The organism is Nocardioides sp. NPDC127514 (assembly GCF_040302125.1).
Classification (GTDB): Bacteria; Actinomycetota; Actinomycetes; order Propionibacteriales; family Nocardioidaceae; genus Nocardioides.
The window spans coordinates 40503-65206 of the sequence record NZ_JBEORF010000027.1 but is presented as its reverse complement, the minus strand read 5'-3'; the positions used below and the strand labels follow the sequence as shown (position 1 = coordinate 65206).

At 71.2% G+C, this 24704-nt stretch carries 22 protein-coding genes; 18 read left to right on the top strand and 4 right to left on the bottom strand.

Translation table 11 applies throughout. The annotated features are described in order from the left end of the window. Nucleotides 1–62: 62 nt before the first annotated feature. On the bottom strand, nucleotides 63–1664 hold the full coding sequence (locus ABTX24_RS21055) for an AMP-binding protein (RefSeq protein WP_350842332.1): 1602 nt from the start codon (nucleotides 1662–1664) through the stop codon (nucleotides 63–65). An 89-nt stretch (nucleotides 1665–1753) separates the two neighbouring features. After that, the gene (locus ABTX24_RS21050) at nucleotides 1754–3322 is read right to left on the bottom strand and encodes an AMP-binding protein (protein ID WP_350842331.1); all 1569 of its coding nucleotides are present in this window, start codon (nucleotides 3320–3322) and stop codon (nucleotides 1754–1756) included. 178 nt (nucleotides 3323–3500) lie between these two features. Here ABTX24_RS21050 and ABTX24_RS21045 point away from each other — a divergent pair, with 178 nt between their 5' ends. The 11 genes from ABTX24_RS21045 to groL all read left to right on the top strand — a co-directional run bounded on the left by ABTX24_RS21045 (nucleotide 3501) and on the right by groL (nucleotide 16995). After that, on the top strand, nucleotides 3501–7205 hold the full coding sequence (locus ABTX24_RS21045; protein WP_350842329.1) for a Pls/PosA family non-ribosomal peptide synthetase: 3705 nt from the start codon (nucleotides 3501–3503) through the stop codon (nucleotides 7203–7205). Next, nucleotides 7202–7336: a hypothetical protein gene (locus ABTX24_RS21040; RefSeq protein WP_350842327.1), complete on the top strand. Its 135-nt coding sequence runs from the start codon at nucleotides 7202–7204 to the stop codon at nucleotides 7334–7336. Before ABTX24_RS21045 ends, ABTX24_RS21040 begins: the two co-directional genes overlap by 4 nt. A 15-nt stretch (nucleotides 7337–7351) precedes the next feature. Continuing rightward, nucleotides 7352–8686, top strand: a complete 1335-nt coding sequence (locus ABTX24_RS21035) for a M1 family metallopeptidase (protein WP_350842325.1) — start codon at nucleotides 7352–7354, stop codon at nucleotides 8684–8686. Between the two features lie 27 nt (nucleotides 8687–8713). After that, nucleotides 8714–9235, top strand: a complete 522-nt coding sequence (locus tag ABTX24_RS21030) for a GNAT family N-acetyltransferase (protein ID WP_350842323.1) — start codon at nucleotides 8714–8716, stop codon at nucleotides 9233–9235. Nucleotides 9236–9307: 72 nt separating this feature from the next. Further along, on the top strand, nucleotides 9308–10006 hold the full coding sequence (locus tag ABTX24_RS21025) for a response regulator transcription factor (protein WP_350842321.1): 699 nt from the start codon (nucleotides 9308–9310) through the stop codon (nucleotides 10004–10006). Beyond that, complete coding sequence (locus ABTX24_RS21020) at nucleotides 10003–11418, top strand: sensor histidine kinase (protein ID WP_350842320.1); 1416 nt, start codon at nucleotides 10003–10005, stop codon at nucleotides 11416–11418. Before ABTX24_RS21025 ends, ABTX24_RS21020 begins: the two co-directional genes overlap by 4 nt. Nucleotides 11419–11527: 109 nt before the next feature. After that, a complete protein-coding gene (locus ABTX24_RS21015) occupies nucleotides 11528–12100 on the top strand; it encodes a hypothetical protein (protein ID WP_350842318.1) in 573 nt (190 codons plus the stop codon). After that, entirely contained in the window at nucleotides 12097–13263 is a 1167-nt protein-coding gene (locus ABTX24_RS21010) for an efflux RND transporter periplasmic adaptor subunit (RefSeq protein ID WP_350842316.1), read from the top strand. The genes ABTX24_RS21015 and ABTX24_RS21010 overlap by 4 nt, the downstream gene beginning before the upstream one ends. Next, on the top strand, nucleotides 13256–13945 hold the full coding sequence (locus ABTX24_RS21005; RefSeq protein WP_350842314.1) for an ABC transporter ATP-binding protein: 690 nt from the start codon (nucleotides 13256–13258) through the stop codon (nucleotides 13943–13945). Before ABTX24_RS21010 ends, ABTX24_RS21005 begins: the two co-directional genes overlap by 8 nt. After that, nucleotides 13942–15153, top strand: a complete 1212-nt coding sequence (locus tag ABTX24_RS21000) for an ABC transporter permease (RefSeq protein ID WP_350842312.1) — start codon at nucleotides 13942–13944, stop codon at nucleotides 15151–15153. The genes ABTX24_RS21005 and ABTX24_RS21000 overlap by 4 nt, the downstream gene beginning before the upstream one ends. 207 nt (nucleotides 15154–15360) lie before the next feature. After that, nucleotides 15361–16995, top strand: a complete 1635-nt coding sequence (groL, locus tag ABTX24_RS20995) for a chaperonin GroEL (RefSeq protein ID WP_160026878.1) — start codon at nucleotides 15361–15363, stop codon at nucleotides 16993–16995. A gap of 180 nt (nucleotides 16996–17175) precedes the next feature. Here the strand turns inward: groL and ABTX24_RS20990 are convergent, their stop codons facing one another. Beyond that, nucleotides 17176–17367: a hypothetical protein gene (locus tag ABTX24_RS20990; protein ID WP_350842310.1), complete on the bottom strand. Its 192-nt coding sequence runs from the start codon at nucleotides 17365–17367 to the stop codon at nucleotides 17176–17178. On the opposite strand from ABTX24_RS20990, the gene ABTX24_RS20985 reads away from it, so the two are divergent. From ABTX24_RS20985 to ABTX24_RS20960, 6 genes are all read left to right on the top strand, one after another. Further along, entirely contained in the window at nucleotides 17357–18229 is an 873-nt protein-coding gene (locus ABTX24_RS20985; protein ID WP_350842308.1) for an alpha/beta hydrolase family protein, read from the top strand. The two genes, ABTX24_RS20990 and ABTX24_RS20985, sit on opposite strands and share 11 nt — an antisense overlap. A gap of 287 nt (nucleotides 18230–18516) precedes the next feature. Beyond that, nucleotides 18517–19092 carry a hypothetical protein gene (locus tag ABTX24_RS20980; RefSeq protein WP_350842306.1) on the top strand — a complete coding sequence of 192 codons (576 nt, stop codon included), beginning with the start codon at nucleotides 18517–18519 and terminating at the stop codon, nucleotides 19090–19092. Nucleotides 19093–19102: 10 nt separating this feature from the next. Continuing rightward, complete coding sequence (locus ABTX24_RS20975; RefSeq protein ID WP_350842304.1) at nucleotides 19103–19645, top strand: nucleotidyltransferase family protein; 543 nt, start codon at nucleotides 19103–19105, stop codon at nucleotides 19643–19645. Nucleotides 19646–19718: 73 nt separating this feature from the next. Then, a complete protein-coding gene (locus ABTX24_RS20970) occupies nucleotides 19719–20597 on the top strand; it encodes an AAA family ATPase (RefSeq protein ID WP_160026884.1) in 879 nt (292 codons plus the stop codon). Continuing rightward, complete coding sequence (locus ABTX24_RS20965) at nucleotides 20594–21697, top strand: vWA domain-containing protein (protein ID WP_350842302.1); 1104 nt, start codon at nucleotides 20594–20596, stop codon at nucleotides 21695–21697. The genes ABTX24_RS20970 and ABTX24_RS20965 overlap by 4 nt, the downstream gene beginning before the upstream one ends. Then, nucleotides 21690–22820, top strand: a complete 1131-nt coding sequence (locus ABTX24_RS20960) for an XdhC family protein (protein WP_350842300.1) — start codon at nucleotides 21690–21692, stop codon at nucleotides 22818–22820. The genes ABTX24_RS20965 and ABTX24_RS20960 overlap by 8 nt, the downstream gene beginning before the upstream one ends. A gap of 19 nt (nucleotides 22821–22839) precedes the next feature. On the opposite strand, the gene ABTX24_RS20955 is transcribed toward ABTX24_RS20960, so the two are convergent. Beyond that, nucleotides 22840–23298, bottom strand: coding sequence for a GNAT family N-acetyltransferase (locus tag ABTX24_RS20955; RefSeq protein WP_350842298.1), 459 nt, complete (start codon nucleotides 23296–23298; stop codon nucleotides 22840–22842). A 151-nt stretch (nucleotides 23299–23449) separates the two neighbouring features. Between ABTX24_RS20955 and ABTX24_RS20950 the strand changes: the two genes are divergently transcribed. Next, nucleotides 23450–24676 (top strand): helix-turn-helix domain-containing protein, encoded by a 1227-nt coding sequence (locus ABTX24_RS20950; RefSeq protein ID WP_160026892.1) that lies wholly within the window; start codon nucleotides 23450–23452, stop codon nucleotides 24674–24676. Nucleotides 24677–24704 lie beyond the last annotated feature (28 nt).

The window sequence follows — 24704 nt, the reverse complement described above, 5'->3', positions numbered from 1 at the left end:
CAGCTGCTTGGGACATTCGCGCCGACTCGGTGTCCGGCGGCGGGGCAGTTGCGCCGACTCGGCTACTTTTCGGCTGCCACGTCCTCCGGGCTCTTGCCGCCGGTGCTGAGCATGTCGGCGGTGAGGCCGGTGGCGGCGCGGTAGTCGACGGTCCCCGCAGGCGTACGCGGCACCGACTCGACCAGCAGGACGAGCTTGGGCTCGTGCGACTCCCCGAGCCGGTCGCGGGCGTGCTTGCGCAGGTCGGCAGCCGTCGTCTCGGTCGACGGGGTCAGCTGCACCAGCGCCGCGACCTGCTGGCCCCAGCGCGGGTGGGGCATGCCGAAGACGGCGGCGTCGACGACGTCCTCGTGGGCGAGGAGCACGCCCTCGATGGTCTCGGGGTGGATCTCGAGGTCACCGGTGCGTACGAGCGTGGCAGCTCTGCCGAGCAGGGTGATCGAGCCGTCCTGCTCGCGGCGGGCGAGGTCGCCGGGGAAGGTCCAGCGGCGGTTGTCGATCAGCTTGATCGCGGTGGCGGAGCGGGCGTTGTCCTTGTAGTAGCCGAGAGCCGAGGGGCCGGAGCGGGCCAGCAGGCCCTCGACGCCGGGAGCCGCCGGGGTGAGGTCGGGGTTGAACACCTCCACCTCAGGACCCACCATGAACCGCGCCTCGCCGGGCACGAGCGGGGATCCGTCGTCGGCGCGGGAGCCGGTGACGCCGGTCTCGAGGGTGCCGTAGGAGTCGACGATGACCCGGCGGGCGAAGGCGTTGCGCAGGGTGCCGAGGACACCGTCGGAGAGCGGCGCCGCAGTGTTGGAGACCCCGGCGAGCGAGCGCAGCGGCCAGCGCTTCTTGCCGGTCAGCCGGGCGTTGGCCACCGGCCGCGCCTGGGCGTCTCCCAGCAGCGTGATCGCGGTCGCGCCGGCCTGCTCGGCGAGGTCGAGGAAGGCCTCGGCGGAGAAGGTCGGAGAGGTGTCGAGCACCGCGGTGCCGCCCGCGACCAGTGCCCGCAGGAGCAGCAGCTGGCTCTGCCCGTGCAGCAGCGGACCGCCGGCGAGCAGGACGACACCCGAGTCACGAGCGGCCGCCTCGGCGGCGAGCCCCTCGACCGACGGGATCGGCGCGTTGCGGCGGACGGTGTTCAGCGCGGCCCAGATCAGGTCCTCCTGGCGCCAGACCGCACCCTTCGGGGTGCCCGTGGTGCCGGTGGTGAAGATGATGTGCCAGTCGCCGGGCGTACGTCCGACCGTCGGCCGCTCCTTGGACGCCGCGGCGACCTTGGCGTCGTAGTCGGGACCCAGGACGACGCGGTGGTCGAGCCTCAGGTCGAGCTCGTCGAGGTCGTCGGTGAACTCGGGGGAGACGATGGCTGCGACGCAGTCGGTGGCGGCGTACGTCCTGGCGAGCTCGTCGCGCCGGTAGGCGTGGTTGATGTTGACCGGGATGGTGCGGGCCTTGAGGCACCCGTAGAGGGCGTCGACCCACTCGATCCGGTTGGTCGCGTGGACGGCGACCTGGGCACCCGGCTCGAGGCCGACGCTCAACAGGTGGTTGGCCAGGCGCGTGGCACGCTCGTCGATCTCGGCGTACGAGTAGGTGCGGTCGGAGGTGACGACGGCCGTGCGATCGGGGATCGCGTCGGCCATCGCTTCCAGGATGTCGGGCAGTGTGAGGGGGATCACGGCGGACACAGCGACGTACGTGCCTTCCAATTGATAGAGCCAGGGGTAGGGCCGTACGGCACCGAACCGTACGTCCGATCAGCCGGCCGTCACGTACGCGCCTCGAGCAGCTCCGCAGCGACCGTAGCGCTGGCACGATAGTCCACCTTGCTCACGGGCGTGCGGGGGACTCGCTCCACGAGCAGGATGTCCTTGGGCACCTTGTAGGCGGAGATGAGGCTGCGACAGTGCTCGCGAAGGGCATCGGTCGAGGTCGCGGCGCCGTCGCGGAGCTGCACGAGAGCGGTGACCTGCTGGCCCCAGCGCTCGTGGGGGGTGCCGACGACCGCGGTGTCGAAGACGTCGCCATGACGCAGCAGGACCGACTCGACCTCCTCGGGGAAGACCTTCTCGCCACCGGTGTTGATGCAGCCCGACCCGCGGCCGAGGACGGTGATCGAGCCGTCCTCCTCGCGCCGCGCGAAGTCGCCCGGGATCGACCAGCGCTGCCCGTCGACCTCCTTGAACGTCGCCGCGGTCTTCACCGGGTCGTTGTAGTAGCCCAGCGGGATCGACCCGGTGCGCGCGAGCATCCCGGTCTCACCCGGCGCGCACGGCCTCATGTCGGTGTCGAAGACCTGTACGTCCATCCCGACCTGGAACTTCGGCGCGGCCTGGACGCCTTGGTCGCCGTCGTCGACCTGCATGCCGGCCGCCCCGGACTCCGAGGCGCCGTAGGAGTCGAGGATGTAGCGGCCCGGCAGTGCCTCCCGGAGCTGGGTGCGGACCCCCGCGGAGAGCGGGGCGGCGCCGTTGGAGACTGCGAAGAGGCTGCTCAGGTCCCAGCGCTCCGGCTCGCGCAGGATCGCCTCGGCGACCGGGCGGCCCATCGCGTCGCCCAGGAAGGTGAGCGAGTTGACCCCGGCGGCCTGGACCAGGTCGAGGATCGTCTCGGGCGACCAGGTCGGCTCGGTGTAGAGCGAGACCGTGCAGCCGGCGACATGGCCGTTGCCCATGATCCACTGGCTGCCGCCGTGCATCATCGGGCCGCAGGCCAGCAGCACCATCGGCGACTCCTGTGCCGCGGCCTCCTGGGCGAGCTGCTCGACGGTGTCGAAGGGAGCTCCGAACCGGCTCGCGTTCATCGCGGCGCGGATGATGTCCTCCTGGCGCCACACGACGCCCTTCGGCATCCCGGTCGTGCCGCCCGTGTAGATGACGTAGCGGTCGTCGGCGCTGCGCTCGATGTCGGGGCGCTCCTTGGATGCGGCGGCGACCGCGGCGTCGTACTCCTCGCCCAGGACCAGCGTCGGGATGCCCAGGCCGAGCGCGGCGACCGCCTCGACGTGCTCCGGTCCGATGATCGCCGCGACCGCGTCGGAGTTGCGGTAGAGGTGGTCGAGCTCGTCGTGGAGGTACTTGTGGTTGATGTTGATCGGCACCGCCCGCGCCTTCATGCACCCGTAGAAGGCGTCGACCCATTCGATCCGGTTGCGGGAGTGGACGGCGACGTGGTCGCCGGGTTGGATGCCCTGCCCGAGGAGGTGGTTGGCCAGCCTGGTCGCGCGCTCGTCGACCTCGGCGAAGCTGTAGGCGTGTTCCATCGTGAACACGGCGGTGCGGTCGGGGATGGCGTCGGCCATCGCCTCGAGGATGTCAGGGAGAGTGATCGGGGTCACATCCCTGAGTGTGGCAACTAGAACGTGTTCTCGTCCAGGGAATGAGGTTCAAAAACTCCCAGGACGTACGCGGCGGTGATCACGTCATCGGGATCACGGGTGGGACAAGCCCGAATCGACACCGAGAAAGAACGATGATGGACGCCATCCGTTCAACTGACCCCGGAAGGCTCCGCGTGTGACCGACCCCCTGCTGCGAGGCGACCTCGCACCCGAGCCCCGGACCCTCGTCGACATCTTCCGGGCCACCGCGGCCCAGGTGCCCGACGAGCCGGCCGTCGACGCGGGCAACGGGCTGCTGACGTACGCCGAGCTCGAGGAGGCCGCCGACGGGCTGGCCGCCGAGCTCAACGCCGCCGGGATCGGGCCGGGGGACAAGGTCGGGCTGCGGATCGCGAGCGGCACCACCGACCTATACGTCGCGATCCTCGGGATCCTCTGCGTGGGTGCCGCCTATGTGCCGGTCGACGCCGACGACCCCGAGGAGCGGGCCCGGCTGGTCTTCGGTGAGGCGCAGGTCGCCGCGGTCGTGACCAACGACCTGCGGGTCACCACGGTCGGGACCGGCGAGGCGCGTGAGCCGGAGGAGCCGTCGACCGACGACGACGCCTGGGTGATCTTCACCTCCGGCTCGACCGGGACGCCGAAGGGCGTCGCGGTGACCCATCGCAACGCGGCGGCGTTCGTCGACGCCGAGTCGCGCCTCTTCCTCCAGGACGCCCCGATCGGGGTCGGCGACCGGGTGATGGCGGGCCTCTCGGTGGCCTTCGACGCGAGCTGTGAGGAGATCTGGCTGGCGTGGCGCTACGGCGCCTGTCTGGTCCCGGCTCCACGGGCGCTGGTGCGCTCCGGTGTCGACGTCGGTCCGTGGCTGGTCGCCAACCAGATCACCATCGTCTCGACGGTGCCCACGCTGGTCGCGCTGTGGCCGTCGTCCTCGCTCGACCGGGTCCGGCTGCTGATCACCGGCGGCGAGGCGATCCCGCCCGAGCTCGCGGCCCGACTGGTCACGGCCGACCGAGAGGTGTGGAACACCTACGGCCCGACCGAGGCGACGGTCGTGGCCTGCGGTGCCCGGCTGACCGCGGAGGGACCGGTACGCATCGGCCTGCCGCTCGACGGCTGGGACCTCGCCGTCGTCGACCCTGCCACCGGCCTCCCGGTCCCCGAGGGCGAGACCGGCGAGCTGATCATCGGCGGCGTCGGCCTGGCGCGCTATCTCGACGCGGCCAAGGACGCCGAGAAGTACGCCCCGATGCCCACCCTCGGCTGGGAGCGCGCCTACCGGTCCGGTGACCTGGTCGTCAACGACCCCGCCGGGCTGCTCTTCGGCGGGCGCGCCGACGACCAGATCAAGCTCGGCGGCCGGCGCATCGAGCTCGGCGAGATCGACAGTGCCCTGCTGCAGCTGGACGGGGTCGTCGGGGCCGCGGCAGCCGTGCGGAGGAGCGCCGCGGGCAACAGCCTGCTGGTCGGCTACGTCACCGTCGACGACACCTTCGACCAGTCAACGTCCGTCGCCCGGCTCAGGGCCGACATGCCCGCGGCCCTGGTGCCGCGGCTGGCCGTGGTCGACAGCCTCCCGACGCGTACGAGCGGGAAGGTCGACCGCGACGCACTGCCCTGGCCGCTCGCCTCCGCCGCGGGTTCGGGCGAGGGGCTCAGCGACACCGAGGCCTGGCTGGCCGGGCTGTGGAACGATGTCCTGGGCGCCGAGGTCTCCGGGCCGGGGGCGGACTTCTTCGACCTCGGCGGTGGAAGCCTGACCGCGGCCCAGATGGTCAGCCTGATCCGCGAACGCTTCCCCGAGGTCGCGCTCGGCGACATCTACGACCAGCCGAAGCTCGGGGCGCTCGCCACCTACATCGACGAGATGGGCAGCTCTGCCGCGCTCTCCGAGCACGAGGTGCCGGCCGTACGCCTCAAGACCCAGGTCGCTCAGGTGGTCGCCACCATCCTGCTGCGCTGCCTCGCGGCACCGCGTTGGCTGACCTGGATCGCGCTCGGGACGACGCTCGCCCAGCCGTGGGCGCCCTGGCTGCCCGCACTCAGCTGGTGGGTCCTCGCACCGGCCGTCCTCGCCTTCCTGACCCCGCCCGGCCGGATGCTGCTCGCCGCGGGCGCGGCGCGGCTCATCCTGCACGGCGTACGTCCAGGGGAGCACCCCCGCGGCGGCAAGGTCCATCTCCGGCTCTGGCTGGCGACGCACGCCGTCGACGAGCTCGGCGCCCACGGTCTCGCCGGGGCACCCTGGATGCTCTGGTATGCCCGGCTGCTCGGCGTGCGGATGGGCAAGAACGTCGACCTGCACAGCCTCCCGCCGGTCACCGGCATGCTCACCCTCGGCAAGGGCTGCTCGATCGAGCAGGAGGTCGACCTCTCCGGTCACTGGATCGAGGGCGACGTGCTCCATCTCGGTGAGGTCGAGGTGGGCGAACGGGCTCGGGTCGGCGCCCGGTCGACGCTGCTGCCCGGCGCCCGGGTCGGCGACGACGCCGAGGTCGGACCGGGTTCGGCGGTCTTCGGCGTGGTGCCGGCGGGCGAGTTCTGGTCGGGTTCGCCGGCGGCTCGTGCCGCGTGTGAGGCCCGCGGGCCGTGGCAGCCGCCCCAGGCTCGCGCCCAGGTCTGGATGCTCCTCTACGGGATCGCGGCCGGCGTCCTCGCTCTGCTTCCCGCGGTCGCCATCGGCGTCGGGGTGCTCGTCGGCGTCGCCCTCGCCGGCGTGCCCACCTCCTACACCGACATCGGGGCGCTGCTGGCCTGGAGCCCGGTCGCGGTCGCGGCCGGCTTCGCCACCCTGGCCGCGCTGATCTGGGCGGTGGTGCGGCTCGCCGGTCTGGCGATCGCCCCCGGCGTACATCCCGTACGCAGCCTGGCCGGTGTCGCGGTCTGGTCGACGATGCAGGTGCTCGATGAGGCCCGCACCTGGCTCTTCCCGCTCTACTCCTCGACGCTGACGCCCCTGTGGCTGCGGGCGCTGGGCGCGAAGATCGGCAAGCACGTCGAGGCCTCGACGGTGCTGATGATCCCCGGGCTGACGCAGGTCAACGACCAGAGCTTCCTGGCCGACGACACCCTGATCGGCGGCTACGAGCTCGGCGGCGGCTGGCTGCGGGTGGAGCGGGTGAAGATCGGCAAGCGGGCCTTCGTCGGCAACTCCGGCATGGCCGCACCCGGCCGCAAGGTGCCGAAGGCGTCCCTGGTCGCCGTGCTCAGCGCGGCCCCGCGCCGCAAGCGCGCGCAGAAGGGTGAGAGCTGGCTCGGCTCGCCGCCGGCGCCGCTGCGCCGGGCGGCCGGCGAGGCCGACTCGGGACGTACCTATGACCCGCCGGCCGGGCTCAAGATCGCACGGGCGCTGGTCGAGCTGGCCCGGCTGGTGCCGCAGACGCTCGCGGTGCTGCTCTACGCCGGGGTGGCCTATGTGCTCGTCAGGATCTGGGAGGCGACCGACCTCCTCGTCGCGATCCTGGTCACCGGGCCGGTGCTCGCCGCCGCCGGAGCGGTCGCCGCCGGCATCACGGTGGCGGCGAAGTGGCTGCTCGTGGGCCGCATCCGGGCAGGGTCGCACCCGCTGTGGAGCTGGTTGTGTGGGCCAACGAGCTGGCCGACACCTTCGTCGAGGTGCTCGCCGCGCCCTGGTTCACCGGCGCCGTGTCCGGGACCCCGGTGCTCAACCTCTGGTTTCGGGCGCTCGGCGCGAAGATCGGCCGCGGCGTGTGGATCGAGACCCACTGGCTCCCCGAGACCGACCTCGTCGAGGTCGGCGACGGCGCCACGGTCAACGCCGGCACCGTCGTGCAGACCCACCTCTTCCACGACCGCGTCCTGGCCCTCGACGAGGTCGTCCTCCGGCGCGGCGCCACGCTCGGCCCCAACTCGGTGATCCTGCCCGCCGCCGCCATCGGCCGGCATGCGGTCGTCGGCCCGGTCTCGCTGGTCATGCGCGGGGAGAGCCTCCCGGACAAGACCCTGTGGATCGGCAACCCGATCGGTCCCTGGGACCAGGCCGGCTGAACGGATGCCTCTAACATGACCGCCGTGCCGAAGCTCCCCACAGCAGACCCCTACCTCTCAGGTCACGGGGACCTGTCGTGGAGCGCGACCCACTACGACCTCGAGCTCACCTACGATCTGGTCGGCAACCGGCTCGCGGGCACGGCGACGATCCGTGCCGTCGCCGTCGACGACCTCAGCCGCGTCGTCCTCGACCTCTCCCACCTGCGGGTGCAGAAGGTCGCGATCGACGGCCGCCCGCCGGCCAAGTGGTCCCACCACGACCACCGCCTGGTACTGAACCTCCGCTCGCGGATCGCTGCCGGCGAGGAGTTCGTGGTCACGGTCAGATACTCCGGCAAGCCTCGTCCGGTGGTGCTCTCGCACCACGGCGACGCCGGCTGGGAGGAGCTCGACGACGGTGTCATCGTCGCAGGTCAGCCGCATGGTGCGCCGACCTGGTTCCCATGCAACGACCGCCCCTCCGACAAGGCCCGCTACGCGATCAGCGTGACCACCGCGCCGGGCTATGCGGTCGTCTCCAACGGCGAGCTGACCTCCCGCGTACGCCGCGGCAGCGGGGAGACCTGGCGCTACTGGCAGGCCGAGCCGATGGCGACCTATCTGGCCACGGTGCAGATCGGGCGCTACCGGGTCGTCGACATCGCGCCGGCCGAAGGGCCGGGCGGTCGGGTGCCGATCCGGGCCGCGTACCCGGTCGACGCCACCGCCGGGTTCGAGGCCTCCTTCGGGCGCCAGCGGGAGATGATGGCCTACTTCACCTCGGTCTTCGGGCCCTACCCGTTCGCCTCCTACTCCGTCGTGGTCACCGACGACGAGCTCGAGATCCCGCTCGAGTCGCAGTCGCTGTCGACCTTCGGGCGCAACCACCTCACCGGCGAGTGGTCGGAGGTACGCCTCGTGGCCCACGAGCTCGCCCACCAGTGGTTCGGCAACGCGGTGACGTTGCGCGAGTGGCGCGACATCTGGCTGCACGAGGGCTTCGCCTGCTACAGCGAGTGGCTGTGGTCCGACGCCTCCGGCGGCCGGTCGTGCGGCGAGCACGCGCGCCACCACCACCGCCGGCTGTCCGCCCTGGCGCAGGACCTGGTCCTCGCGGACCCCGGCCCCGCCGACATGTTCGACGACCGCGTCTACAAGCGCGGAGCGCTCACCCTGCACGCGCTGCGACGCACCGTCGGCGACGAGGCCTTCTTCACGATCCTGCGCACCTGGGTGGCCCGGCACAGCGGGGGATCGGTCACCACCGCCGACTTCGAGGCCCTCGCGGCCGAGGTCTGCGGCCGCGACCTCACCGCGCTCTTCGATGCCTGGCTGCGGCGGGCGGCGCTGCCCGACCTGCCCGCCTGATTGTCGCTCTGTCGTATTTTGGGGCTCGTGCCCGAGCTGACCTTCCGTGACGCCAACCTCGTAGACGTCGAAGCCCTGGTCGGGCTGATCGAGTCGGCCTACCGCGGCGACGCCTCCCGTGCCGGCTGGACCACCGAGGCGGACCTGCTCGCTGGCCAGCGCACCGACCCCGACGGCGTACGTGAGGTGATCACCGCTGCGGGCTCCCGGCTCCTGGTCGCCGAGCGCGCCGGCGAGATGGTCGCCTGCTGCCAGCTGCAGAAGCGAGAGGCGTACGTCTATTTCGGCATGTTCTCCGTCTCGCCGCAGCTGCAGGGAGCTGGCGTCGGCAAGGTCGTCATGGCCGAGGCCGAGCGGATCGCGCGCGAGTGGGGTGCGGAGGAGATCCGGATGACCGTGATCCGCCAGCGCGAGGACCTGATCGCGTTCTACGAGCGGCGCGGGTTCGGGCGTACGGGACGCTTCGAGCCGTTCCCCTACGGCGACGAGCGCTTCGGCCGCCCGCTGCGTGACGACCTCGAGTTCGCCGAGCTGGCGAAGCCTCTCTGACCCGGCCCCGACCAGGCTCTGCCGAGCTGGGGCTTTCATGTCCTCTCAGGATCCCGAGGGATCCTGAATCGCGTGACCACGACCTCAGCCGAACCTGTCCGGGTGCTGCTCGTCGACGACGAGCCGGACGTGCGCGCGAGCCTGAAGGGCGGCCTCGCCTTCGAGGGGTACGCCGTGACCACCGCCGCGGACGGGGGCGAAGCGCTCGGGCGGCTCTCCGAGGACGTACCCGACCTGGTGATCCTCGACATCGGGCTGCCCCACATCGACGGCCTGGAGGTGTGTCGGCGGGTGCGCTCGCGGCACCTCGACGTACCGATCCTCCTGCTCACCGCCCGCGACGGCACCGAGGAGCGGGTGACCGGACTCGATGCCGGGGCCGACGACTACCTGGTCAAGCCGTTCGCCCTCGAGGAGCTGCTGGCCAGGATGCGCGCGCTGCTTCGCCGTCGAGGCGGCGCCGGGGACAGGCTGCTCCGCTTCGCCGGGATCGTCGCCGAACCTGCCCTGCGCGAGGTCACCGTGGACGAGCGCCGCGTGGACTTGACCCGCACCGAGTACGACCTGCTCGAGCTCTTCCTCCAGAACCCGCGCCGCGTGCTCTCCCGCGACACCATCCTTCGCGAGGTCTGGGGGCTGGACTTCGACTCCGGCTCCAACACGCTCGATGTCTTCGTCGGCTGCCTGCGCCGCAAGACCGAGGCCGGCGGCGGGCCCCGCCTGATCCACAACGTCCGCGGTGTCGGGTACGTCCTGAAGGAGCCGTCGTGAGGCAGTGGCCGATCCGGGCTCGGATCGCGCTGCTGTCGGCGGTGGTGGTGGCGCTGGCGATCGTGCTGGCCAGCGTGTTCGCGTGGACCGCCACCCGAGCGACCCTGCTGCGACAGATCGACAGCTCGCTCGGCGACCGGCTGCTCATCCGGGGCTCGATCGACGCGAACGGAACCCGGATCACCGCGCTCAGCGAGGGCCTGACCGAGCGGATGTGCGAGGACCCGCCGGCGCTGCCGCCGGAGCTGGAGGCGGAGGACGCACCGGTGCCGCAGGTGCAGCTGCTCAGGGGTGACGGATCGATCTGCCTGCTGGGGAAGAAGGAACGGCTGGTCGAGCCCGACGCCGAGGAGCTGGTGGTCGCCGAGTCCGGTCGCGGCGAGGTCGTCCGCGACACGACCACCGACCAGGGCACCCGGGTCAGGGTGCTGACCAAGGCGGTGGAGCCGGGGCTCGCGGCCCAGTCGGTGCGCTCGCTGGAGGAGGTCGACGCGACCCTGCGGAGCCTGGCCGGGCTGCTCGGCCTGGCCAGCCTGCTCGGGGTGCTGTTCGCGGCGTTCGCCGGCATGCTGCTGGCCCGCTATCTGGTGGGCCCGATCGAGCGGCTGACCACGGCCGCCGAGTACGTCGCCGCCACCGACGACCTCGACGTACCGCTCGACGTCGACAGCGCCGAGGGCTCCCGCGACGAGGTGGCCAGGCTGAGCACCGCCTTCCGCGCCATGATGACCCGGCTGGCCGGATCCCGGCGGCGTCAGCAGCAGCTGGTCGTCGATGCCGGACACGAGCTGCGGACCCCGGTGACGAGCCTGCGTACCAACGTCGAGTGGCTGATGCGGCTCGACGACAGCGGCCGCCCGCTGCCGCCCGAACAGCGGCGCCGGGTGGCGCAGGCCGTGCTGGGCCAGGTCGAGGAGCTCGCCGACCTGGTCACCGAGCTGAGCCACATGGCCCGGGGCAACGGCGACAACGGCGACGATGCGGCGACGGGCCCGGTCCAGGTCGACGAGGTCGTGCTGCGAGCCGTCGAGCGCGCCCAGCGCCGCGACCCGGCGCGCCGTTTCGATCTCGACCTCGAGCCGCACCGGATCACCGGCGATCCGGCGGCCCTCGAGCGGGCGGTGGTCAACCTGCTCGACAACGCGCTGAAGTTCTCCGACGGGCCGGTCTCCGTCGTGGTTCGCGACGAGGAGGTGTACGCCGCCGACCGCGGCCCGGGCCTCTCGGACGCCGAGGCGACGCACGCCTTCGAGCGCTTCTGGCGCGCCGAGACCGACCGCGAGCTGCCCGGTTCGGGCCTGGGGCTGGCGATCGTCGCGGAGGTCGCCGCGCGCCACGGCGGCACGCCGTTCTTCCGCGCTCGCGAGGGCGGCGGGAGCGAGGTCGGCATCCGGTTCTCCGGCCGTCGCTGAGCTCTCTGAGTCTCTTCACGGACCTCTCAGGTTGCCCAGCGAAGACTCACAAAGCGGACTCCTAGCGTCGTCTCATCCGAAGGACGGATGAGACGACCAGGAGGACGAGATGCGACGGATGACCGTGGCGATCGGTGCCGCGTTGTTGGCGATCACGCTGGCTGCGTGCGGCGGCGGCGGCGCCGACGACGGTGGCGTGGCCACCCTCAGCGACAAGGACGCCGGCAGCTCGGCGAGCCCCTCGGCGAACGCCGAGGACGTCGAGCAGCAGTGGCTCGACTTCGCGGCCTGCATGCGGGAGAACGGCGTGGACATGCCCGACCCGGAGTTCACCGAGGACGGCGGCGTGCGGATCCAGGGGCAGGGCGGCAAGGGTGCGATGCCCGACCCCGAGGTCCGCGACAAGGCGATGAAGGCGTGCGAGGACAAGCGCCCCGAGGGCGGCATCGGAGGTCCGCGTGATCCCGAGGAGGTCCAGGAGATGCAGGACCGGGTGCTCGAGTTCGCCGCGTGCATGCGGGAGAACGGCGTGAACGTGCCCGACCCGGACTTCAGCGGCGGCGGCGTGATGATGCGGATGCCCGAGGGCATCGACCCCGAGGACCCGAAGGTGCAGGCCGCGGAGAAGAAGTGTGCCGAGGAGTCCGGCATGGACGAGATGCGGAAGGGCGGTTCCCAGTGAGCGCCACCCAGAAGGACGTCGACACCGAGACCAACGCCGCGGGGACGGCGCCGGAACCGAGGCCGGCCGCGTCCCGTCCGCCGCGTCGCCGCGGCCGGGGCCGCACGGTGCTGGTCGGCGCCACCGCGCTGCTGGTGGTCACCGGGCTCGGGGTCGCCGGCTTCGCGGGCTACACCCGCCTCCTCGCCCCTGCCGAGGGGGCGGCGGAGGAGGCGCCGGCCTCGAGCACGGCGACCGTGGAGCGGCGTACCCTCGCCGACACCGAGCAGGTCAGCGGCACGCTGGAGTACGACGACTCCTTCGACGTCGTCAGCACCGCCCAGGGCACGCTCACCGAGCTGCCGGAGGAGGGCAGCGTCCTGGAACAGGGCGATGTGGCGTACCGCGTCGACGACGTGCCGGTCATCCTGCTCACCGGGGCCACCCCGATGTGGCGGCCCCTCGACCTGGGCTCCGAGGACGCCAAGGACGTACGCCTCCTGGAGCGCAACCTGAAGGAGATGGGCTACGACCCGGGCACCGTCGACAAGGACTTCACGGAGTCGACCCAGTCGGCGCTCTACGACTTCCAGTCCGACCACGGCCTGGAGGAGACCGGTACGGCCGACCCGGCCGACTTCGTGATCACCCCGGGAAAGATCCGGATCGGGGCGCACAAGGCGACGCTCGGCCAGCAGGTCGGGCCGGGCGGTGGCGCGGGGCTCTACCAGGCCGCCAGCACCGATCAGGTCGTCGCGGTCGGTCTCGACCCCGACTCCGAGGCGCTCGCCAAGGTCGGCGCCGCGGCGACCGTGACCCTGCCCAGCGGCAAGGAGGCGAAGGCGAAGATCACCTCGGTCGGCGCCCTAGAGCAGTCGACGGGCAACGAGGGCGAGACGACGTCGGTCATCCCGATCACCCTCACCCTCGATGATCCGAAGCTCGCCGAGGGGATGAGCCTGGCCACTGTGTCGGTCGACCTGACCAGCGAGACGAAGAAGGACGCCCTGGCGGTGCCGGTCACGGCCCTCGTTGCTCTGGCCGAGGGCGGGTTCGGAGTCCAGAAGGTCACCGGAGACACCGAGACGCTCACCGGCGTCGAGGTCGGGCTCTACGCCGACGGCTACGTCGAGATCACCGCAGGGCTGGCCGAGGGCGACACCGTGGCGGTGCCCGATGAGTGAGCGCACGAGCGTCCTGGAGATGCGCGACGTCCGCAAGAGCTACGGGGACCTGGAGGTCCTCCATGGTGTGAACCTGCAGGTCAGCGCGGGGGAGCAGGTCGCCATCGTCGGCCCCTCCGGGTCGGGGAAGTCGACCCTGCTGCACATCGTCGGCACCCTGGAACGCCCCACCAGCGGAGCGGTGGTGATCGACGGGTACGACACCACCGAGCTCTCCGAAGCCGAGCTGGCCGGGCTCCGCTCGCACCGTGTCGGGTTCGTCTTCCAGAGCTTCCACCTCATCGACGGGCTCTCCGCGACCGAGAACGTCGCCCAGGGTCTCCTCTACAGCGGCGTACGCCGCCCCGAGCGCATGCGCCGGGCCCGCGAGGTGCTGGAGCGAGTGGGCCTCGGCCATCGGCTCGACCACGACCCGCGGATCCTCTCCGGTGGCGAGCGACAGCGGGTCGCGGTCGCGCGGGCGCTGCTCAACCGGCCGGCCATCGTCTTCGCCGACGAGCCCACCGGCAACCTGGACAGCCACTCCGGCGAGGAGGTGCTCAACCTCTTCGACGAGCTTCACCGCGACGGCACCACGATCGTGGTGATCACCCACGAGCACGAGGTCGCCGCCCGGATGGCCCGCCAGGTCGAGATCCGTGACGGCCAGATCACGCACGACTCCCAGGTGGTGGCCGCATGAGCCGCCTGCGTACGCGGGTCGAGCCGTCCCGGGTCTCGATCGCCGACCAGGCCCGCGCCGGAGGAAGGGCGCTGCGGGCGCGCAAGCTGCGCAGCCTGCTGTCAGCCTTCGGCATCGCGATCGGCGTGGCGACCGTCGTGGCCGTGCTCGGTATCTCCCGCTCGTCCCAGGCCGACCTGCTCGAGCAGCTGGACTCGCTGGGGACCAACCTGCTGGAGGCCAAGGCCGGGGAGGGGTTCGGGATGGGCGGTGACACCGCGATGCCCCAGAGCGCAGCCACCCAGGCGCGCAACATCGAGCCCGTCGAGGACGTCGCCCAGGTCACCGACCTGTCGGCGGTTCCGTTGCGCAGCTCGCTGGCCGACCCCTACCGCACGAACGGACTCTCGGCGAAGGCCGCTACCCCCGACACCCTCGCCACCCTCGCGGGAGAGATGGCCGAGGGCCGGTTCATCGACGCAGCGGTCGACGACTTCCCGGTCGTCGTGCTGGGATCGGTGGCCGCGGAACGGCTCGGGATCACCTCGGTCGGGAGCGGGGTCTCGGTCTGGATGGACGGACGGGCCTGGCAGGTCGTCGGCATCATGGAGCCGCTGCCGCTCTCCCCGGACCTGGACCGGGCGGCCCTCGTCGGCTACGACGCCGCGGAGGTCTATCTCGACGACGAGCTGGACCCCTCGCTGCTCTATGTGCGTACGGCTCCGGACGCGGTGGACGCGGTCAGCGGCGTACTCGCGGCCCAGGTCAATCCCGAGGCGCCCGAGAACGTCGACGTCTCGCGGCCCTCCGACGTGATCGCCGCCAAGGCGGCGGCCGAGGACGCCTTCACCTCGCTCTTCCTGGGCCTGGGCGCGGTCGCATTGCTGGTCGGCGCGGTCGGCACGGCCAACGTGATGGTGATGTCGGTGCTCGAACGGCGCCGCGAGATAGGCCTGCGCCGGGCACTGGGTGCCACCGGACGCCACATCCGTACGCAGTTCCTGGTCGAGGCGGTGCTGCTCTCCCTGGCCGGCGGGGTACTGGGGGTGCTGGCCGGCGCCGTGGTCACCTTCGGGTACGCCCGGTGGAAGGCGATCACCTTCGCGATGCCACCGGAGTCGGTCGGCTACGGCCTGGCCGCGGCGCTCCTCATCGGCGTTCTGGCGGGCGTCTACCCCGCCGCGAGAGCCGCGCGGCTCTCGCCGACGGAGGCGTTGAGAGCGGCATGACCGGCACCCGTCGGCGCTTGCACTCGCAGGGGTCGAGTGCTAAACATGAGGCTGGCACTCTTACCATGAGAGTGACAACAACCGGACCGGTGACGTTGAGGCGTCGCGAGCGGCAGGGAAGGGTTCTGCCGGGAGTGGCGTCGTCCGTCGCGGGCAACCCATCGGACCGGATCCAACGAACTTCCCAAGTGAAGGATCGCAGGAGCAATGCCGAAGCTCATCGCTTTCAACGAGGAGGCCCGTCGGGGTCTGGAGAAGGGTCTCAACACCCTCGCCGACGCCGTCAAGGTCACCCTCGGTCCCAAGGGCCGCAATGTCGTGCTCGAGAAGAAGTGGGGTGCCCCCACGATCACCAACGATGGTGTTTCCATCGCCAAGGAGATCGAGCTCGAGGACCCCTACGAGAAGATCGGTGCCGAGCTGGTCAAGGAGGTCGCGAAGAAGACCGACGACGTCGCCGGTGACGGCACGACGACCGCGACCGTTCTCGCCCAGGCGCTGGTCCGCGAGGGCCTGCGCAACGTCGCCGCGGGTGCCAACCCGGCCGGCCTGAAGCGCGGCATCGAGGCGGCCGTCGACGCCGTCTCCGAGCAGCTGCTCGCGCAGGCCAAGGACATCGAGACCAAGGAGCAGATCGCTGCTACCGCCTCGATCTCCGCTGCTGACACCACCGTCGGCGAGATCATCGCCGAGGCGATGGACAAGGTCGGCAAGGAAGGCGTCATCACCGTCGAGGAGTCGAACACCTTCGGGCTCGACCTCGAGCTGACCGAGGGTATGCGCTTCGACAAGGGCTACATCTCGGCCTACTTCGTGACCGACCCGGAGCGTATGGAGACCGTCCTCGACGACCCGTACATCCTGATCGTCAACTCGAAGATCTCCAGCGTCAAGGACCTGATCCCGGTCCTGGAGAAGGTCATGCAGACCGGCAAGCCGCTGGTCATCCTGGCCGAGGACGTCGACGGCGAGGCTCTCTCGACGCTGGTCGTCAACAAGATCAAGGGCACCTTCAAGTCCGTCGCCGTCAAGGCTCCGGGCTTCGGTGACCGCCGCAAGGCCATGCTGCAGGACATCGCGATCCTCACCGGTGGTCAGGTCATCTCCGAGGAGGTCGGCCTCTCCCTGGAGACCGCCGGCATCGAGCTGCTCGGCCAGGCCCGCAAGGTCGTCATCACCAAGGACGAGACCACCATCGTCGAGGGTTCGGGCGACCAGGGTCAGATCGAGGGCCGGGTCAACCAGATCCGCGCCGAGATCGAGAAGTCGGACTCCGACTACGACCGCGAGAAGCTCCAGGAGCGCCTCGCCAAGCTGGCCGGCGGCGTGGCCGTCATCAAGGTCGGCGCGGCCACCGAGGTCGAGCTCAAGGAGCGCAAGCACCGCATCGAGGACGCCGTCCGCAACGCCAAGGCTGCTGTCGAGGAGGGCATCCTCGCCGGTGGTGGTGTCGCGCTGATCCAGGCCGCTGCCGCTGCCTTCGAGAAGCTCGAGCTCGACGGCGACGAGGCCACCGGTGCCTCGATCGTCAAGGCCGCCATCTCGGCGCCGCTGAAGCAGATCGCCATCAACGCCGGCCTCGAGGGCGGCGTCGTGGCGGAGAAGGTCGCCGGCCTCCCGCAGGGCCACGGCCTCAACGCCGCCACGGGCGAGTACGTCGACCTGCTGGCCGCGGGCATCATCGACCCGGCCAAGGTGACCCGCTCGGCGCTGCAGAACGCCGCGTCGATCGCCGCGCTGTTCCTCACCACCGAGGCCGTCGTGGCCGACAAGCCGGAGAAGGCCGCCGCTGGTGGCGACCCGACCGGTGGCATGGGTGACATGGGCGGCATGGGCTTCTGAGTCCGTCCCGCTAGCGCCACAAGAGGGCCCCTCCTTCGGGAGGGGCCCTCTTGCGTTTTGGTGGTGAACGTTCCTTCGTCAAGGTATGCAGGGAAACGACCGCTTCCCCGGCGGACCTCCGCAGGGGAAGCGATCCTTCGGCTGCATACCTTGACGAAGGAACCGCACGCTGCCCCAGGATCACCGGGCTACTCTCGACGGCATGAGGCCGAAGGCGATGGCGGCGCTGGCGATCTCGGCCGTGCTTCTCGCCGGGTGTGGTGGTGAGCCGACCGCCGCGCCCTCGTCTCGGGCAGCGAGCCCGACGGCCTCGTCGGCGACTGCGACGCCGTCACCGAGCCCGTCGGAGACGCTGCCGCCAGTGACCGACAAGGTCTCGCTCCCGCAGCTGATGCGAGAGGACTTCCCGGGCGGGGAAGTGAAGATGCTGCGGGAGTCGGGGAGCACGGATGCCTACCGGCGCTTCGAGGTCAGCTACCCGAGCGGTCCGCTGACGATCACCGGGGTGCTCTTCCGGCCACGGGGCGCCGGGCCGTTCCCCGGAGTCGTCTTCGCGCACGGCCACATCGACACCGACATCTACGTCACCGGCCAAGGGCTGATGCGGGAGCAGGACCGGCTGGCGCGGGAGGGCTACGTCGTCCTGCACACCGACTACCGCGGCCACGCCGGATCGTCCCCCATCCCGGAAGGAACCGAGGAGGACGAGAGCCGGCTCGGCTACACCCGGGACACCATCAACGCCGTCCAGGCGATGAAGCGACTTCCGTACGTCGACCCCGACCGCACCGCGCTGCTCGGCCGCTCCATGGGCGGGGGAGTGGTGATGAACGCGCTGGTCGCCCAGCCGGGGGTGGTGCGGGCCGGGGTGACGTACGCGTCGGTCTCCTCCGACATCGTCGACAACATCAACCGGTGGGCGGTGCCGTCGCGGCCCGACGAGGTGGCCCGGCTCTATCGGCAGTACGGCGATCCCGAGACGGAGCCGGAGTTCTGGGAGGGGCTGTCGGCGCGGACGTACTTCGACCGCATCGAGGTCCCGGTCCAGATGCATCACGGGACCAATGACGAGTCCTGCCCGATCCGGTGGGCCTACACGACCCGGGACCTGATGGAGACCGCAGGTGTGCGCCAGCGGCTGTGGGTCTACCCCGGGGAGCAGCACGCCTTCGGGCCGCAGTGGGACCTCTCGATCCGGCGGGTCATCGGGTTCCTCGATCGTCATCTGGCATGACCTGACCAGGCGATCAGGAGGGGCCCAGCGGTCCCATCCTTTTGGGGACTTTCGACACTGTCTCGACAACAGCTCGGTAACGCAACATTGGTGCTCCACACAGTGGCCGACTGCGGGGAAGCGTCTGGATCTGGGGGGCTTTGAAGCCCAAGGGAATATCCGGGTGAAGTTCTGCAGCGGCGGGCGGGGTCAGGGCTCTTCGAAGCCAGGGCCCCGCCTGCGTGTGTCGACCCGAGTGTGTCCGACGGGTCCACGACTGGCACCCAGTGATGGGGCATGATGTTGGCATGAGCGTCGACCTCGGACAGAAGACCGGGATGCAGCCGCCGCGGTCACCGTGGCGATGGGTCGCAGCCGTGATCGCCGCCGCGGTCGTGCTCGTCGCCATCGTCGCTTCCTTCGGCCTGCTCAGCTCCGATGACACCGCTGAGGACCCCGACGCCGCACCTCCGTCGCCGACCGCGACGGTCACCGAGACCGCGCCGGTCCCCTCGTCATCCGCTCCTGCCGGAGGCGCCGGGGCGACCGAGCTGACCGTCGTCGCGGACGCCGCCCGATGCATCCCGCCGACCTCGAAGTGGCTCTCCCAGAACGCCGCGCTCGCCTTCGAGGGCACCGCGGAGAGCGTGACCGAGAGCGAGGCCGTGCTGCGGGTGAAGACGTGGATGTACGCGGACGGCGTCGGTGGCACCGACACCGTCCGGATCACGCTGCCCGCGCCGAGCACGATCCCGATGCCGGAGTTCGAGAAGGGCAAGAACTACCTGGTCGCGGCCAAGGGTGATGCCAAGGTCATCGGCTGTGGCTACAGCGACGTCAAGAGCGCGAAGCTGCAGAAGCTCTACACCGCCGCGTTCAAGTGACGCTCGGCGGATGATCGCGGGCGTACTGCTTGCTGCCGGCGCCGGTCGGCGGATGGGCATGCCCAAGGCGCTGGTCGACGACTGGCTGGTGCGGTCGATCGAGGTGCTGCGGGAGGGCGGCTGTGACGACGTACTCGTCGTGCTCGGCGCCGCCGCCGACGAGGCGCGGGCGTTGCTCCCGGCCGATCAGCGGGTCGTCGTCGCCGAGGACTGGGACGAGGGGATGGGAGCGTCGCTGCGGGTCGGCCTGGGTGCGCTCGGGCCGGATGTCGAGGCGGCCGTGGTTCATCTCGTGGACCTGCCGGACGTGGGGCCTGATGTGGTCTCTCGGGTGCTCTCGACAGCCTCGACAACCGGCTCGACCGCGGGTCTGGCGCGGGCGGCGTACGCCGGGGTTCCGGGTCACCCGGTGCTGATCGGGCGCGACCACTGGGCAGGGGTCATCGAGGCAGCCGTCGGGGACCAGGGCGCCCGGGGCTACCTGAAGACCCACGACGTACGTCTGGTGGAGTGCGGCGACCTGGCGGGCGGGAACGACATCGATCGGCGCTGAACGAAAATTCGTTCGTCCCCTCATAGGAGGTTGTCCAACCCTGAGCCAACGCTTCGCGTTCTAGGCTCAGGTCATGGACCTGACGCCCCAGGAGATCGCTGACCGCCTGGCGGCGACCGGATACCTGGCCGACCCGGAGCTGGCGACGGTGACGTTCCTCGCGCTCCGGATGCAGCGGCCGCTGCTGCTCGAGGGTGAGCCCGGGACCGGGAAGACCGCACTCGCGGAGGCCGTCGCCGAGGCGCTCGACCTGCCTCTGGTGAGGCTGCAGTGCTACGAGGGGATCGACGCCACCCAGGCGCTCTACGACTGGGACTTCGCCCGCCAGATCCTGCACCTGCGTGCCCTGGAGGCCGCCGGAGGCGCGGGGGAGGTGGAGGAGGCCGAGAAGTCCCTCTACGACGAGCGGTTCCTGCTCGCCCGCCCGGTGCTGGCCGCGCTGCGCCAGGCACCGTCCGTACTGCTCGTCGACGAGGTCGACCGGGCCGACGACGAGTTCGAGGCGTTCCTGCTCGAGGTGCTGTCCACCTACCAGGTGACGATCCCGGAGTTCGGGACCGTCGCGGCAACGGTCCCGCCCGTCGTCGTGCTCACCTCCAACCGCACCCGCGAGCTCCACGACGCCCTCAAGCGCCGCTGCCTCTACCACTGGATCGACCACCCGGGCCTGGCCCGCGAGGTCGAGATCGTACGCAGCCGGGCCCCCGAGGTCGCCGACGAGCTCGCCCGCCAGGTGGTCACCGTCGTCCAGCAGCTGCGCGGCGCCGAGGGCGCGAACGCCCTGCTCAAGCCCCCAGGCGTCGCCGAGACCCTTGACTGGGCCCGAGCCCTGCACCACCTCGGAGTCGCCGAGATGGACCTGGAGAGCGCCGCCGCGACCCTCGGCGCACTCGTCAAGCACCGCGAGGACGCCGACCGCGTCCGGGCGGCACTGGACCGGCTGCTGGCATGACAGCACACGAGGCTCCCGAGATCCTGCTCGGCTTCACCCGAGCGCTCAGAGCGGCCGGGGTGCAAGTGACCCAGGACCGCACCCACGGCTTCCTGCACGCGACCGCGATCCTCGACGCCGGCGACCCGACCGCCACCTACACCGCCGGACGGGCCACGCTGTGCGCCGGACCCGATGACCTGCGCCGCTACGACCAGGTCTTCGAGGCCTGGTTCGGATCGACCGCGACGCTGCCGGGACCGCAGGGGCCACCGCGTACGGTCTCGGTCACCTCCACCCTCCCCGAGACCGAGCCGCAGGAGGGCGAGGGAGAGGGCGAGGAGACCGACGACCTCATCAGGGCACGCGCCAGCGAGATCGAGACCCTGCGTCATCGCGACGTCGCCGACCTGAACCCGGCCGAGCAGGAGCGAGTAGCAGCGCTCATCGCCCGGCTGAGGCCCCGGGCGCCACGACGGAGGACGCCGCGGCAGGACCCCTGGCGACGAGGGCGCGTCGACGCCCACCGCACCCTGCGGGCCAGCCTGCGGCACCTCGGCGAGCCGGCCGGGATCCACTACCGCAGGCGTGGCGAGCGGCCGCGGCGGGTCGTGTGGCTGATCGACGTGTCCGGGTCGATGAGCTCCTACGCCGACGTGCTGCTGCGGGTCGCCCATCGGGTGAGCTCGACGACCGGGAGTGGCGCGGTGTTCACGATGGGGACCAGGCTCACCAACGTCACCCGCGCGCTGCGCCACCGTGACCCCGACCGTGCGCTCGTCGCGGCCGGCGAGACGGTGCCCGACTGGTCGGGCGGGACCCGGCTCGGTGACAACCTGCAGGCGTTCCTGCGGCGACATCAGGGTCTGGCCAGAGGCGCGGTGGTGGTCATCGCGAGCGACGGCTGGGAGCGCGGCGACACCGCGCTCCTGGAGGAGCAGGCGGCGAGGCTGCATCGCCTCGCCCACCGCGTGGTGTGGGCCAACCCACACCGTGGCAAGGTTGGATATGAACCACTGCAGCGAGGCATCGTCGCGGTGCTGCCGCACGTGGACGACTTCGTCGCCGGACATTCCCTGGCGACGTACGAGGATCTGGTGGAGGTGATCGCGCGTGCGTGACGTACTCGACGATCTGATGAAGTGGTGGGAATCCGGCGAGACCGTGGCGGTGGCCACCGTGGTGGCGACGTTCCAGTCAGCTCCGCGGCCGCCGGGCGCCTCGATGCTCGTCGGCCCCGACGAGAGCGCGGTCGGCTCGGTCTCCGGCGGCTGTGTCGAAGGCGCCGTCTACGAGGTCGCCCGCGAGGTCGCCGAGACCGGCGTCCCGGAGCTCAACCGCTACGGCGTCTCCGACGACGACGCCTTCGCGGTCGGGCTGACCTGCGGCGGCATCCTCGACGTCTTTGTCGAGAAGGTGTCCCAGGAGACGTTCCCGGAGCTCGGCGAGCTCGCCGAGGACGTACGCAGCGGCAGCCCCGTCGCCCTGGCGACCGTCATCGAGCACCCCGACCCCGAGATCCTCGGCCGCCGCGTCCTCATCCGACCCGAAGGGGTCAAGGGATCGCTGGGCAGCGCCCGGATGGACGACGCCGTCCACGACGACGCGCTCGGTCTGCTCGCGCACGGCACCAACCAGACACTGTCCTACGGGATCGACGGCGAGCGCCGCGGCGAAGGCATGCGGGTCTTCGTCTGGTCCTTCGCGCCCAAGCCCCGGATGCTCGTCTTCGGGGCGATCGACTTCGCCGCGGCTGTCGCTCGCGTCGGTGCGTTCCTCGGCTATCACGTCACCGTCTGCGACGCCCGCCCGGTCTTCGCGACCAACTCGCGCTTCCCCTCGGCCGACGAGGTCGTCGTCGACTGGCCCCATCGCTTCCTGACCCAGGAGGTCGAGGCCGGCCGCATCGACCAGCGCACCGTGATCGCCGTCCTCACCCACGACCCGAAGTTCGACGTACCTCTCCTCGAGGTCGCCCTCCGTCTCCCCGACATCGCCTACGTCGGCGCGATGGGCTCCCGCCGCACCCACGACGACCGTCTCGCCCGCCTGGTCGACGCCGGTCTCACCGACGAGGAGATCGCCCGGCTGAGCAGCCCCATCGGCCTCGACCTCGGCGCCCGTACGCCGGAGGAGACCGCCATCTCCATCGCCGCCGAGATCATCGCCGGCCGCTGGGGCGGCTCGGGCGAGCGCCTGGCCACCACCAACGGCCGCATCCACCAGGACGTGGAGTACCGCTGAGTGGGTGTCCGGGGCGGCTCTACAGCTCCTTCTCGTAGTAGAGCGCCCGCGGCCCGGAGCCGCGCCCCTCGTGATTGTCGAAGCCGAACTTCTCGTACAGCGCACGGGCCGAGACGTCGTCCTCGCTCGTCCCCAGGTCCATGTACGTCGCGCCGCGGGCCTTCGCCTCGTCGATGATCGCCTGCAGCAGGATGGTGCCGAGGCCGTGCCCGCGGCGGTCGGGCACGATGTAGAGCTCGGCGAGGTAGGCCTCGAGCTCGTCGGCCGTGGTCTGCAGGCGGAAGCGGGTGATGCCGTGGCCGACCGCGGGGTCGCCCATCAGCATCACCGTCGTGTCCCCACTCTCGACGAGCCGGCTGAAGTGCCGGGCGAGCTCGTCGACGGGCGGGGCGGGGTAGGCGTACTCGGTGTTGAAGTCGACCTGCAGTCTGGCCGCGGTCTCGAAGTCGGCCCAGGTCGTGGCTGTGCGCGTGGTCATGCACCCACTGTGACACCGCCGCCCGAACGCTGTGGCGCCTGTGATCGGAGTGCGTACGGAGCGGGTACCACCGAGGGGATCGTGAGGCACGTCACAGGGTGCTACCTTGGCAGAACCGAGCCTCAATGGGCCGAGCTCCAAAGGGGGAGTGATGGTTCGTAGCGATCTGCAGGAGCGCCGTATCAGCGCGGCGCGGGCGTGGACCGCCTTCGTGGAGAGCGGCGATGCCGCCGAGGACTTCGTCCGGCCCGAGATCCTGAGCAGCTGGACGCGCTCGGCGACGACCGTCAGGACGGACGTACGCGAGGCGCCGCTGGCCGATGAGGACGAGACCCGCGAGATGTGGCGCGGCTCGCCGCTCCAGGTGGCGGTCGAGCGGGTCGAGGAGGAGCTGCGGTGCACCGCCGACGACGGCGACCTGGTCATCGCGGTGACCGACCCCGACACCCGGGTGCTGTGGACGTACGGCGGCCGGGTGATGCGACGGAAGGCGGAGTCGGTCAACTTCGTGCCGGGTGGCCGCTGGGACGACGAGAGCGCCGGCACCAACGCGCTCGACCTCGCCAACCGCACCAACTCGCCGTCGATGGTCTTCGGCCCCGAGCACTACGCCGAGGTCGTGCACAACTGGGTCTGCTGGGCCGCGCCGCTCCACGACCCCGTCACCGGCAAGCACCTCGGTGTCCTCGACCTCTCCACCACCTGGGACCGCACCCATCCGATCGGGCTGGCCACCGCCCGGGTGATGGCGCGGCTCATCGAGAGCGCGCTGCCGAAGATGCCGACCCAGCGTGACAGCGACGAGGCGATCGAGCAGCCGGGGCTGGTGCTGACGCTGCTCGGCACCGCCGAGACCTGGCTCGACGGGCAACGGCTGCTGCTCAACCGCCGCCAGACCGAGATCCTCGCCCTGCTCGCGCTCCACCCCGAGGGCCTCTCGCTGGAGCGGCTGCACGCGATGGTCTACGGCGACCAGGCGGTCACCTTCTCGACGCTCAAGGCGGAGGTCTCCCACCTGCGCCACGCCCTCGGCGGCCAGGTCGCGTCGCGGCCCTACCGCCTGCTGATGCCGGTCGCGACCGACGTCGAGCAGGTGCTCGCCCTGGTCCGGCACGGCCGGGTGGCCGCTGCTGTGGAGGCGTACGGCGGTGATCTTCTGCCCGGCACCAACAGTCCGGCGCTGGCCGAGATGGCCGAGTACGTCGCGGTCGCGCTGCGCGAGGCGCTGATCGCCGACCCGCAGCCCGACGCGGTGCTGAGCTACAGCGAGCTGGCTCCGTACGACACCGAGGTCGTCGACGTCTGTCTGCGCCACCTGGGCGGCAGCGCGCACCCCGCGTTGCCCCTGCTCAGGGCACGCCTGGCTGCCAGCCGCTGACCAAGAACGGGTACGCCACCCGAGCAGC